The organism is Acinetobacter sp. 1124_18A, assembly GCF_052824995.1.
Genome location: NZ_VTDF01000001.1, coordinates 769,808 through 782,612, shown reverse-complemented (window position 1 = coordinate 782,612; position 12,805 = coordinate 769,808). Strand labels below are relative to the sequence as shown.

Genomic DNA, 12,805 nt, shown 5'->3' with positions numbered 1-12,805 from the left:
TTTTTAATAAATCTCACACTTTATGTCATTTTTCATTGAGATAGAATGTCACTAATTCTCTATCTCATTGATCTTTAAAAGTAGCAAATCTCACACTTTATGTCATTTAACGCATCTAATTTTCAAATCTAGTTTTTAACTTGCTGTAAATATCTCTTTAAAGGCATTAATTTGTTTGTATTGCTGAAGCTCATCTAAAGAATTAATGCTATGAAAAAATAAATTTTGTTTTTGAAATATGGCGACTTGTGCATGCAAAAGCTTAAAGCATTCTTTCAAACTTAATCGTTGTTTTTCAATTTGCTCTGTAATGGTAATGAGGCTTTCTCGTTTTAATAAGCAAAATGGATACAAAGAATCTCCATTAATTGAAACATAAGCTGCCTGAGCCTGTTTATTTTTCCGAAGTGCACTGTGTAATTTAGCAACGACTTGTGTTGGGACATACGTCACGTCACAGGGAATAAACAAAACATAATCTGCTTCTACATGAGACCACGCACTTTTCATTCCCATAAGCGGGCCGAAAAAGCCAGAAGCATCATCTTGAAAACATTTAATATCTGGCACAATACTTTGATAAATTGAATAATCACGATGACTATTGACCCAAATTTTAGAGACAGATGGTTTTAATTTTTGGTGAATTTTAAGAAGTTGGGGTTCACCATCAAATTGCTGTAACAACTTATTTAAACCGTTCATACGGCGGGCTTGTCCACCCGCTAGAATGACCAGATCAGTTACGGGATATCCCTTATTCACACTTCTACCTCCTGTTGGCAAGCTTTAATCAGGCCACGGATTTCAGGTAAACATGAACCACAGTTACCACCTGCTTTTAAACAAGCAGTGACCTGTTTTTCATGAGTAATGTTTTGCGTTTTAATGGTTTCAATAATTTTATTCTTACCCACTTTAAAACAACTACAGACTAAAGGTCCGTCATTATTTGTAGCAGACATTGGCATACCAGCTAGTAACGCTTTTCGGTGTAAGGCACTTAAACGTTCGCGTTTAAACAGGCTAGCCACCCAATCGCGATCTGGCAATAAATCTGGCGGTGCAATATATAGACTTGCAATTACGATGCCATCTTTCAAAACAACGCTATGACTTAATTGTGATGAAATATCTTCAATACTCAGCCATTCAAAAGTTTCATCGGCAAATGGCAAAAAGCTTTTTAAGTTCTTTTGAGTATCGTGAAAAGTTTGGCGGTCAGCGAGTTCGTAGCGGTTGTTTTTTACCATTTTGACCTTAGTCCACCATGCACAGTGATGTAGCGATTCTTGAATATACGCATCGTATCCTTCACGCACGTAAAGCACACCCTGCCAAGTGGTATAGAACGGCTGAATGGTGACAGGCGTATGTTTGAACTCGGGTTCACCTGAAATCGCATCGACCTCAGGGTTAACGACTTTACCAATGCGGGCATCGGATGCAACCTGTTCGGTCCAGTGAATGGGTGCAAAAATTTGCCCACGGCGTACACCCGATGAGAAGGTCACCCGTAGTACACAACTGCCCCATTTCGAACGAACTTCTACTAAGCCTTGATCACGTACACCAAACTTCAAGGCATCACTTGGGTGAATCTCGCAAAATGGTTCAGCGCGATGACTGGTCAAATTTGGTGACAAACCAGTACGCGTCATGGTGTGCCATTGGTCACGAATACGTCCAGTGTTCAAAATGAGAGGATAGTCTTCTGAAACCGCATTAACAGGATCAATTGCAACAGTTGGAATCAGTTTTGCCTTGGCATTTTTATGACTAAACTGGCCCTTGCCAAACAGTTGTTGAACGGCTTTAGCATCTTGATTTTTATTCCACACTGGCCATTGAATTGGTTGCAGAGCATCGTACTCAGCATTACTTAGGTTCATTAAACCTTTTAGATTGAAATAACGGAAATTATTACTTTCTGCACGAGCATCTATGTCTATATTGTCTTGTGCAGATAAAGCTGCATGCTCATTGAAAATGTCACTTGCACCCTTAAAGTCAAAACCATTAAAGCCTAATTTTTTCGCGACTTGGCTAACAGACCACCAGTCTGCTTTTGCTTCACCCGGCGCAGGTAAAAAGGCGCGTTGACGTGAAATACGACGCTCAGAGTTAGTAACAGTTCCATCTTTTTCGCCCCAGCCTAGGGCTGGAAGTAACACATCAGCATAAGCTGTAGTATCCGTATCTGCGCAGATATCTGACACGACCACCAGCTCGCACTTCTCTAATGCACGTTTGACTTGATCGGCATCTGGCAAACTCACGACTGGATTGGTCGCCATAATCCAGATGGCTTTAATTTTTCCAGCTTCAACGGCACGGAACAAATCAACCGCTTTTAAGCCAGCTTGAGTCGCAATAAATGGGCTGTCCCAAAAGGTTTGAACCACTTTTTGATGTAAGGGGTTATCTAAATCCATGTGAGCTGCCAGCATATTGGCTAAGCCACCGACTTCTCGACCACCCATCGCATTGGGTTGACCTGTCATTGAAAATGGAGCAGAGCCGAGCTTACCAATTTTTCCAGTCAGTAAGTGGCAGTTAATAATGCTGTTGGCTTTATTAACTCCCTGACTTGATTGATTCACACCCATTGAAAATAGGGTGATTACTTTTTCAGTTTGAGCGAATTTTTCAAAAAACTGCTGTAATTTGTCTAAAGAAATACCACTACGTTTTGCCACATATTCAACATCAGTTTCTTGCTGACTGCTTGACAAAACCTCTCCCAAACCTTCTGTATAGGCATCTACAAAGGCCTGATCGACATGACCATTTCGATATAAATATTGAAATAAGCCATTAAATAAAGCGACATCTTGACCCGGTAAAATCGGTAAATGTAAATCAGCTTGCTCACAAGTACTGGTAAAACGTGGGTCAATCACCACAACGAACATATCTGGATTTTGGCTTTTAGCCTGCATGATCCGCTGATAAAGCACAGGATGGCACCATGCGGTATTAGAACCGACCAATACCACCATGTCTGCATGTTCAAAATCTTCATAACTCGCTGGGACAATATCTTCACCAAAGCTACGTTTATGACCCGCAACAGCCGATGACATGCAAAGGCGTGAGTTAGTATCGATATTTGCAGTACCCAAATAGCCTTTTACAAACTTGTTCACCACATAATAGTCTTCAGTCAAAAGCTGACCTGAAACATAAAATGCAATACTGTCACGACCATATTGATCGATACAAGATTGGAATTTATCAGCAATCTTATTGATTGCCGCATCCCATGTCGTTACTACCCGATCAGCTTTTCGCCCCATCATTGGTTGTAAAACACGTGTTTCTAACCCCAAAGTATCCGCAAGTCGGCTACCTTTAATACATAAGCGTCCAAAGTTGGAAGGATGCTCAGCATCCCCCTCAACTTGCACCACAGGTCCTTGATGTTTTTGCTGGACGTTTACACTAACACCGCAACCCACCCCACAATATGGACATGTTGTTTTGGTTATAGTTGTTGCAACATGGTCGGAGCTATCGATTTCAACGCTTGGAATACTGTTCATAACTGCTCCTTTCCCTATTTAGCCTGCATTTTTTAATGCAAAATCTCGACCAAATAGCAGTTTATTTCTGAATGAAGAAACAGGTGTTTGGTCTGCAATTAACTCTGCATACCACATACCATCTTCAGTATCACCGAACAGTACTGCACCGATTACCCGATCGCTTTGAATGATAATGCGTTTATAAATCTGGCGTTTTTCATCATTCAGGATAATGTCTTCATAATCATCTTTCGGCTCAAAATTTCCCGCCGAGAACACATCGACACCACTGACTTTTAACTGAGTCGGTACGGTCGGTGCTTTAAAAGTTAAGCTGCCGTGTTCTGCCAAATGGGTCGCGCAAATAAAAGCTTGGCCCCATAGTGGCTCAACTAAACCAAAGGTCTGTCCACGGTGTTCTATACACTCACCCACCGCGTAAATACTTGGGTCAAATGTTTGCATGGTGTCATTGACCAACACACCGCGGTTGCAGCGTAGACCAGCACTTTGCGCCAAAGTAATATTTGGACGAATACCCACAGCGAACACCACAAGGTCAGCATCTAACACTGTGCCATCTTTCAAGCGTATTTGCTTCACATGACCGTTTTCATCACCAATTAACGCTTCGGTATTGGCTTCGGTAATAATGTTAATACCTTTTTGATCAATGCTATGACGCAGTAACTGACTCGCACGGCCGTCAAGTTGACGCTCCATAATACGGTCCATTAAGTGCAATACGGTCACGTTCATACCACGTTGCTTTAAACCGTAAGCTGCTTCCAAACCAAGTAAGCCACCACCAATCACGACTGCATTGTTTTTTGAACCGCAGTACTCAATCATGGTGTTAACGTCATAAATATCACGGAAGGTTAAAACACCCTTTAAATCCACTCCTTGGACTGGTGGAATAAATGGCGCCGAACCAGTTGCCAAGATCAAACGGTCATAATCAACTGTTTGTTCCTTTTCGGTGTAAACCACTTTACGTGGGCGATCAATTTTTACAGCTTTGTCGCCTGCAATAAATTTGATGCCTTTATCGCTATACCATTTCGGTGGATGCAACATAATGTCTTCAATGGTTTTTTCACCCGATAAAACCGGAGATAACATAATACGGTTGTAGTTACCCCAAGGTTCTTCACCAATCACCGTTACTTCATAACGATCTGGCGCCATGTCGAGTAAATCTTCTAGGCAACGCATACCTGCCAAACCATTACCAATCAGTACTAGTTTAAGTTTGTCTTGAGACACACCTGTATTGGTAATATAAGTTTTTTGTGGCACGGGGTTGATCAAAACACGACCATCAACAATTTTGCTTGGATAAACTGAAAGTTTTTGATCTTTATCTTCTAAACAGCGACCAGTTGCCAAACTAAAGTGTTGTTTATAAATTGGTGATGCAATCACACGCTCGCCTTGTAAATCACCAATAATGCCGCGGCTCATCACATTTGCTTGGCTAAACGGATCTTTATTGCTTAACACATAAACGCGTTTTTCATGTCCAACTCGGAAGATTGCAACTGCTTGATCACCTACTAATGCGCCTGCGCCAGTGTTTGGGGTTAAATCATCTAGTGCACACACATCAATCCATTGATCATCAGGAAGCATATTTTTGTCTTGTACAATATTCATAGAAATTCTCCTGCTTATGCTTCAACCATTGGAATACGGTCTTCTGAACGTTCAACGTCTGTTAATGGTCGGATTTGACCACGTTCAGTCGTAAATTGAATGTGTGGATCGGCCTGTTCATTTGCACTTGCATTGATATAAGTTTGGAAGCGTTTACGAACTTCAGGATTTTCTACCGCAGTACGCCATTCATCTTGATATGTGCCAATCACATGTTCCATACGGCGTTCAAGCTCAGCAGCTAAACCAAGAGAGTCATCAACCACCACAGATTTAAGGTAATCCAAACCACCTTCCATGTTGTCGCGCCATACGCTGGTACGTTGTAAACGATCTGCTGTTTGAATGTAGAACATATAGAAACGGTCGATATAACGAATCAATGTTGCTTTATCGAGGTCAGATGCAAGCAATTCTGCATGACGCGGCTTCATACCACCGTTACCACACACATAAAGGTTCCAGCCTTTTTCAGTTGCGATAATACCCACGTCTTTACTTTGTGCTTCGGCACACTCACGCGTACAGCCAGACACCGCCATTTTTAATTTATGTGGTGAACGTAAACCTTTGTAGCGGTTTTCCAATTCAATAGCTAAACCGACCGAGTTGTCGACACCATAACGACACCAAGTGCTACCAACACAAGATTTCACGGTACGTAATGACTTACCATATGCATGACCCGATTCAAAACCAGCAGCATTCAATTCTTCCCAAATGAATGGAAGCTCATGAACTTGTGCACCGAACATATCGACACGTTGACCACCAGTGATTTTGGTATACAGGTTATATTTCTTGGCAATTTGACCAATGGCAATCAAACCGTCTGGAGTCACTTCACCACCAGCCATACGCGGTACGACCGAGTAAGAACCATCTTTTTGAATATTACCCAAGTAGTAGTCGTTACTGTCTTGTAAGCCTGCATGGCTTGGCTCAAGTACGAAGTCATTCCAGCAAGATGCCAAAATATTTGCAGCAGCAGGTTTACAGATATCACACCCTAAACCATGACCATGTTGATCAATCAAATCATCAAATGTTGTGATTTCATTGACACGAACCAAGTGATACAACTCTTGACGAGAGTACGGGAAGTGTTCGCAAATGTGGTTGTTAACGGTTACACCTTGACGTTGTAACTCTGACTTCAACACTTGAGTCACTAATGGTGCACAGCCACCACATGCAGTTGCTGCTTTGGTGCATTTCTTCAATGCACCTAAAGAAGTCGAGCCATCGCTAATCGCTTGGCAGATGTCCACTTTTGATACGTTGTTACATGAACAGATCGTTGCGCTATCTGGAAGTAAATCTACACCACTACCACCTGATTTACCTGCTGATTGCTCAAAGCCCGGCATGATTAAACTTTCAGGCACTTCCGGTAAATCCAGACCGTTTAACATCATTTGTAAAAGGTCGTTATATTCTTTGGCATCGCCCACTAAAACTGCACCAAGCAATTTAGTTTTGTCTGCATTTACAACAATCTTTTTATAAACCAGTGCATGCTCATCTGTATAGAAGTAGCTTAATGCACCTGGAGTCATTGCATGTGCGTCACCTACAGATGCAACATCAACACCCATCAATTTCAACTTGGTGCTCATGTCCGCACCAGCGAAAGAGTGACATTCTTCATCTAACACATGTTTCGCTGCAATACGTGCCATATCATAGCCCGGTGCGACCAAACCGTAGATTTTGTTTTGCCAAAGCGCACATTCACCAATTGCGTAAATGTTGCTATCGGAAGTTTGACAGTAGTCATTAATCACGATACCGCCACGTTCACCAATCGCCAGACCACTATTACGTGCTAACTCATCACGTGGGCGAATGCCTGCCGAGAATAAAATGATATCTGCTTCAAGTTCACTACCATCAGCAAACTTCATGACATGTGTTGTGCTATCACCGCATTCAATGCATTGAGTCGCTTTTTGCGTGTGAACTTTTACACCCAAATCTTCAATTTTACGGCGTAGAACTTTACCACCCAAGTCATCAATTTGAACAGCCATCAAACGTGGAGCAAACTCAACAACATGTGTTTCCAAATCTAGATCACGTAATGCTTTCGCTGCTTCAAGACCAAGCAATCCACCACCAATGACCACACCTGTTTTAGCATTCAGGCTCGCTGCACGAATGGCATCTAAGTCTTCAATGGTACGGTAAACAAAGCAGTTTTCACGGTCATTACCCGAAATTGGTGGAACGAATGCATACGAACCTGTTGCCAACACCAATTTGTCATAGCTAATCACATCGCCATGATTGGTGGTTACTGTTTGTGCATCAGTATCAATTGTAGTTGCTTTGGTGTTTAAACGCAGGTCTATGCCATGTGCATCTGCGAAGTCAAAACGGGCTAAAGATAAATCTTTTGCTGACTTCCCTGAGAAATATTCTGTCAAATGCACGCGGTCATACGCGATACGAGGTTCTTCCGCGAGAATCGTGATTTCCAGTTCATCATCTGCTTTTTCTAAAATGGCTTCGATGAATTTGTGGCCCACCATACCATGACCAATCATTACCAATTTCATAGTGTTTCTCCTCAAATCACGTTGCTTTTAAGCTGCGTTATTCCATTCTCAAATAGACATTGTTCTTTTGCTTTGTGCTCTATCGAGAAATGAATCAAGCTCACAAGGCATGTAGCTGCTTGAAACCAATTTTTTTCACTCGTTAACGACACCCAATGCACAGCAAAATCAAAAAAAGAAATAAAAAAAGCGAGCCCCCTCTTAGAGAAGGCTCGCATCGCTGGAACTGAAAATTTAAATAATTCAGATGTAACTTTTTTATGCAATAAAAATAAAGACATGACCTTCACTCCGACTGAACGTAACTTCTTTGTGTGCGCGGTTGCACTCACAAACTCGATCAGAACGGACATCGTTGGCCGTCTTTAAAACTCATGGTCGTCTTCGACCTGTAATTAAATAAGCACTTTACATGCCAATATTTTAAAAAACTTGGATTAATAATATTTTTATATTTAATTTCATATAGATAGAATTTTTCAACATATAAGTAAAGAATCAAACCTTATTTTGCTTGCTCTATCACTGCACATTTATATGGTTTCAACAAAAATACGCCTTGCTACAAAATGAACCGTATTTTTGCACCAAGATTGATCAGTAGCGCCATTAAGCATGCTAATTTAGCGTTAAAGCTCGATTTTTTCTTTATTTTTCGATGGCACTAATCTTGCTTTAAAATTGATAACAAAAACGCGTCGAATTGGCGCATTTTCTTAGCCTGATTTTCTGAACTTATGCCAAAACTCAAAATAGCCCTTATTGATGATGATCATGCGCGAGCGGACTATATAAAAAACAGTTTGCTTGAAAATGACTTTGAAGTGGTCGCTTGCCTTACTTTGGATCACTTGAATATCTTTCGTCTTGAAGATTTACAAGCCGATGTAATCTTGCTTGATATGGATCATCCTCACCGCGACATTATTGAAAGCTGTGTCAGTAGCTATGATCTACCGACTGTCCTGTTCACCAAAAATTCAGATAAAGACACCATCAAACAAGCCATAGATGCAGGAGTGACCGCTTATATCGTCGATGGCATAGACCCTGCCCGCTTACATACCATTTTAGAAATCTCAATTGAGCAATATAAAAAGCACAAAAAACTCGAAGGTGATTTAAAAGAGGCTCAAACCAAACTTGCCGACCGAAAGGATGTTGAAAAAGCCAAAGTTTTACTGATGCAACTGCATGGCCTACCTGAAGAAACTGCATTCCAGCTTCTTAGAAAAAATGCGATGAGTCACCGGATTACAATTGGAGAAATGGCACGGCGTTTACTTGACGCTCAAAAATTACTTGGCAACGAACTAAAGGATGAATAAATGAGCGCATTAGAAAAGACTCAATTACAACTCGGCTATATTCCTTTGCTTGATTGTCTTGCATTACTTTGGGCAAAACAAAGAGGCTTCTTTGAAGAAGTCGGTTTAGACGTCACTTTAGTTAAAGAAGCTTCTTGGGCAAGCCTGCGCGACCGTCTTGCTTTTGGTTTATTAGATGCAGCGCACTGCTTATCTGCGATGTTACCTGCGGCGGCTGTAGGCACAGATCAAATTGGCACGCCACTGCAAACCTCACTCGTTTTAAGTGAAAACCGTGCTTTCATTAGCTTAAGTCAAAAGCTTACTCATCAACTTACAATTAAAGAAAATGATACGGCTCAAATAACGGCGCAAAAAGTGGTGCATTACATTGAACAAGGTCATTCCCTTTCTTTAGCACATGTGTTTAAGCACTCCATTCATCATTATTGTTTAAGAGAATGGTTAGCTTTAGCAAACCCTGAACTCGCTCAATCGATTCAGCTCAAAACCTTACCACCACCTTATATGGTCGAAGCACTAGATAAACATGTGATTGATGGTTTCTGTGTTGGAGAACCTTGGAATACTCAGGGCGAGCTTCTTGGTTTAAGTAAAATGATTTGCTCAAGCCAGAACATTATTCCACCTGTGGCTGACAAGGTTTTAGCCGTAACGCAAGAATGGGCTGAACAGCATCCACAAACGCTGGTTGCACTCACCGCTGCAATTATGAAAGCTCAGCAAGAACTTAGCGAACTAGAAGACTTTGCTCCAATTTTAAAATTATTGGTCGAGTTTGGAATTGTTCGTTTTCATTGCTCAGAAGAAGTGCATGTCGACAAATACTATATGATTCAGAATATTGTCCGTCATTTGGTAAAAGAAAGCGCTCTTCCGAAAGTAGAAGACTTTTATTGGCTCTTTCAGCAAATGCAGAAGTGGGATGACCTTCAGCTAGACCAAACGCAAATCAATGCACTGGGTCATAAATGCATCAATCTTGCGGCTTATGAACAAGCGAAACAGCTTAATTTCGTCTAACACGCCCTATCAATCAACAAAAAAAAGCTGTCTTTTATATAAAAGACAGCTTGAAAGACCCATAAGACAAAATGCGAAACACGCATTACTATACTTTTTGGACTCAATTGATCCATTTAAAATATAGCGCTTATGGACATGATCATATCCATCTAAACGTATCATTTTCAGACATTTTCATATCAATAACTGACACATCATCAATTTCACTCAATCATCCTTAACATTTTAAGCAAGCCTTTGAATATTGCTCTTTTTATAGGCGGTAAATATGGTCATAAACTCTACAAAATGTAGGCTGCATAAAATATGTTAATCAACACAAATATTCCGATTTAATTTTAAAGCAATTTCAGTCACGAGTTTTTATTTCCAAAACCCTATGCTCATTAAATTATTTTTTATAGGTGAAAAGTAATTTATTGCCTATCTAGTTATATTTAAAACATTTATTAATTAGTCACTTTATAAAATATAAATATTAACATTCAAATAATTACACAAAAAAATTTAGTGAAAATTCCTATAAGTCACCCCTGTTTTGCGTTACAAACCGCAACAATCATGTCACAATTGGTAATAATAATTAAATTAATAATCATTATCATTCACATCACATAAAAACCTGAGAAGATCTACCATGATCCATGAAAATATTCTCGACTGCATAGGTAAAACGCCACTATTACAATTATCAAGGCTATTCACGCATCAATCGATCTCTGTGATTGCGAAAATGGAATTGTTAAACCCAGGAGGAAGTATTAAAGATCGTCCAGCATTATTCATGCTACAGGAAGGTTTAAAATCTGGAGTGATTAATAAAGATAGTCATATTGTTGAAAGTTCATCAGGAAACTTAGCGATTGCGCTTGCAATGGCATGCAAAATATATGGATTAAAATTTACTGCCGTTATTGATCCGAAAATTGCCTCAGCAAACTTACAAATGCTGAAGCTCTACAAAGCCAACATCGAAATGGTCTCTGAAAAAGACCAAAACGGCGGTTACTTAAAAACCCGAATTGACACTGTAAAACGTCTCTGCCAACAACTACCAAATGCTGTCTGGATTAATCAATATGCCAATCCAAACAACTGGAAAAGTCACTACTTTGGTGAAGCAGAAGAAATCCTAAATCAAATTGATCGCAAGATTGATTATCTCGTGATTGGAGCAAGTACCTCCGGCACGATTATGGGCGTGTCTCGTCGCCTTAAAGAAAAATTCCCAGAATTAAAAGTGATTGCAGTCGATATCGTCGGCTCTGTCTTATTTGGCGGTATATCTGGTCCACGTGAAATTCCCGGCATTGGGGCAAGTACCGTTCCAGCTCTCCTCTCCCCCGATGAAATTGATGATGTCATTTATGTAGATGACTATGAATCGGCACTTGGTTGCAGAGAACTTCTTGAACATGAAGGAATCTTTGCTGGCGGTTCGAGCGGCTCATCTATTTCAGCCATCAAAAAACTGATTCCAACCATTCCTGATGGATCGTGCGTCTTAACACTATTACCCGATCGCGGTGACCGTTATCTCGATCTGGTTTATGAAGATGAATGGTTCGAAATGATCAAGAAGCGTCACTTCAATCGAAACGTACGACGCCAAGAAAACCTTACTTTACAAAATGTTGTTTAACCTTCCCTTTAGGACATATTCATGAGCAATTTGGCTACCCTTCGCTATCTAAGTCAATCAGATTTATTAAATCTTGGCGCAAATCATAGTAATTCATTTATTGAAGCGATTACTGAAGGTTTAACCCTGCATGCAAATAAACAGTTTGTACAACCCTTAAAACCTTATCTTCGCTGGCAAGGTGCAGACCATATTGCTGACCGTATTATCGCAATGCCTTGTTATTTAGGTGGCAATGACCCGATTGCCGGCATCAAATGGATTGGTTCAAGACAACATAACCCTAAAAAATTCAATATTCCGCGTGCGAGTGCATTGATTGTTTTAAATGACTCAGAAACAAATTATCCAGTTGCAGTGATGGAAGGCAGCCTCATCAGTGCAATGCGAACTGCTGCAATTACGGGTGTTTCGATTAAATATTTAGCAAAAAAAGACTTTTCAGACATTACCGTAATTGGCTGCGGACCAATTGCGCAAATGCAGATTAAGACGGTACTTGAGCAATATGCTCAAGTGAAAAAAATACATTTATTTGATGTAAACCCTGAAGCGGCTGAAAAACTCAAAGCATTGTTCTTATCAGAATATCCACATCTAGAAATTGAAATTCATGACAGTGCCAAGTCTGCAATTGAGCAAGCTGACGTTCTGATTACCTGTACCGTTTCAGATAAGCCTTACATTCCATTTGAGTGGCTTAAAAAAGGCTGCTTTGTTTCAAACATTTCAATTATGGATATTGAGCCTGAAGTCTTCTTAAAAGTGGACAAAGTTATTGTAGATGACTGGGACCAATCAAACCGAGAAAAGAAAGTCATCAACGTGCTGGTTGAAGATGGCTTATTCAGCCGTGAAAAACTACATGCTGAACTTGGCGACATCATTATTGGTCATAAAAACGGCCGCGAACACGAAGATGAAATCATTTTGCTCAATCCAATGGGCATGGCGATTGATGACATTGTCTGCGCTAAGTGGTTCTTCAATGCCGCACAAGAACAAAACGTTGGCACGGTTCTACCGCTTTTATAAGAATAGGAATAACTAAAATGTTAGATC

At 40.4% G+C, this 12,805-nt stretch carries 10 protein-coding genes; 4 read left to right on the top strand and 6 right to left on the bottom strand.

The genetic code is table 11. The annotated features are described in order from the left end of the window. Positions 1-135: 135 nt before the first annotated feature. From mobA to FY048_RS03785, 5 genes are read right to left on the bottom strand one after another with little or no spacing between them, the layout of a single operon-like run. Positions 136-765 carry a molybdenum cofactor guanylyltransferase gene (mobA, locus tag FY048_RS03805; RefSeq protein WP_446090182.1) on the bottom strand — a complete coding sequence of 210 codons (630 nt, stop codon included), beginning with the start codon at positions 763-765 and terminating at the stop codon, positions 136-138. Beyond that, positions 762-3,545: a molybdopterin-dependent oxidoreductase gene (locus FY048_RS03800; protein ID WP_446090181.1), complete on the bottom strand. Its 2,784-nt coding sequence runs from the start codon at positions 3,543-3,545 to the stop codon at positions 762-764. Before FY048_RS03800 ends, mobA begins: the two co-directional genes overlap by 4 nt. An 18-nt stretch (positions 3,546-3,563) precedes the next feature. Beyond that, entirely contained in the window at positions 3,564-5,186 is a 1,623-nt protein-coding gene (gene nirD / locus FY048_RS03795; protein ID WP_446090180.1) for a nitrite reductase small subunit NirD, read from the bottom strand. Positions 5,187-5,200: 14 nt separating this feature from the next. Beyond that, a complete protein-coding gene (nirB, locus tag FY048_RS03790) occupies positions 5,201-7,747 on the bottom strand; it encodes a nitrite reductase large subunit NirB (protein ID WP_446090179.1) in 2,547 nt (848 codons plus the stop codon). Positions 7,748-7,758: 11 nt separating this feature from the next. After that, positions 7,759-8,100: a hypothetical protein gene (locus tag FY048_RS03785; RefSeq protein WP_416697162.1), complete on the bottom strand. Its 342-nt coding sequence runs from the start codon at positions 8,098-8,100 to the stop codon at positions 7,759-7,761. A gap of 384 nt (positions 8,101-8,484) precedes the next feature. Here FY048_RS03785 and FY048_RS03780 point away from each other — a divergent pair, with 384 nt between their 5' ends. Beyond that, positions 8,485-9,075 carry an ANTAR domain-containing response regulator gene (locus FY048_RS03780; RefSeq protein ID WP_446090178.1) on the top strand — a complete coding sequence of 197 codons (591 nt, stop codon included), beginning with the start codon at positions 8,485-8,487 and terminating at the stop codon, positions 9,073-9,075. Continuing rightward, the gene (locus FY048_RS03775; protein WP_446090177.1) at positions 9,076-10,098 is read left to right on the top strand and encodes an ABC transporter substrate-binding protein; all 1,023 of its coding nucleotides are present in this window, start codon (positions 9,076-9,078) and stop codon (positions 10,096-10,098) included. It abuts the gene before it with no gap. Here the strand turns inward: FY048_RS03775 and FY048_RS03770 are convergent. Next, positions 10,095-10,214, bottom strand: a complete 120-nt coding sequence (locus tag FY048_RS03770) for a hypothetical protein (protein WP_080632082.1) — start codon at positions 10,212-10,214, stop codon at positions 10,095-10,097. The genes FY048_RS03775 and FY048_RS03770 overlap by 4 nt on opposite strands. Positions 10,215-10,738: 524 nt before the next feature. Between FY048_RS03770 and sbnA the strand changes: the two genes are divergently transcribed. Together sbnA and sbnB are read left to right on the top strand one after the other, a co-directional pair. Then, positions 10,739-11,743, top strand: a complete 1,005-nt coding sequence (gene sbnA, locus FY048_RS03765) for a 2,3-diaminopropionate biosynthesis protein SbnA (protein ID WP_446090176.1) — start codon at positions 10,739-10,741, stop codon at positions 11,741-11,743. Between the two features lie 21 nt (positions 11,744-11,764). Next, the gene (sbnB, locus tag FY048_RS03760) at positions 11,765-12,778 is read left to right on the top strand and encodes a 2,3-diaminopropionate biosynthesis protein SbnB (RefSeq protein WP_446090175.1); all 1,014 of its coding nucleotides are present in this window, start codon (positions 11,765-11,767) and stop codon (positions 12,776-12,778) included. Positions 12,779-12,805 lie beyond the last annotated feature (27 nt).

Excerpts from the sequence above, each read along its gene's own strand:
- FY048_RS03775 (WP_446090177.1), top strand. The coding sequence starts at position 9,076 with ATGAGCGCATTAGAAAAGACTCAATTACAACTCGGCTATATTCCTTTG.
- sbnB (WP_446090175.1), top strand. The coding sequence starts at position 11,765 with ATGAGCAATTTGGCTACCCTTCGCTATCTAAGTCAATCAGATTTATTA.
- FY048_RS03800 (WP_446090181.1), bottom strand. The coding sequence starts at position 3,545 with ATGAACAGTATTCCAAGCGTTGAAATCGATAGCTCCGACCATGTTGCA.
- sbnA (WP_446090176.1), top strand. The coding sequence starts at position 10,739 with ATGATCCATGAAAATATTCTCGACTGCATAGGTAAAACGCCACTATTA.
- FY048_RS03785 (WP_416697162.1), bottom strand. The coding sequence starts at position 8,100 with ATGTCCGTTCTGATCGAGTTTGTGAGTGCAACCGCGCACACAAAGAAG.
- nirB (WP_446090179.1), bottom strand. The coding sequence starts at position 7,747 with ATGAAATTGGTAATGATTGGTCATGGTATGGTGGGCCACAAATTCATC.
- nirD (WP_446090180.1), bottom strand. The coding sequence starts at position 5,186 with ATGAATATTGTACAAGACAAAAATATGCTTCCTGATGATCAATGGATT.
- FY048_RS03780 (WP_446090178.1), top strand. The coding sequence starts at position 8,485 with ATGCCAAAACTCAAAATAGCCCTTATTGATGATGATCATGCGCGAGCG.
- FY048_RS03770 (WP_080632082.1), bottom strand. The coding sequence starts at position 10,214 with ATGGATCAATTGAGTCCAAAAAGTATAGTAATGCGTGTTTCGCATTTT.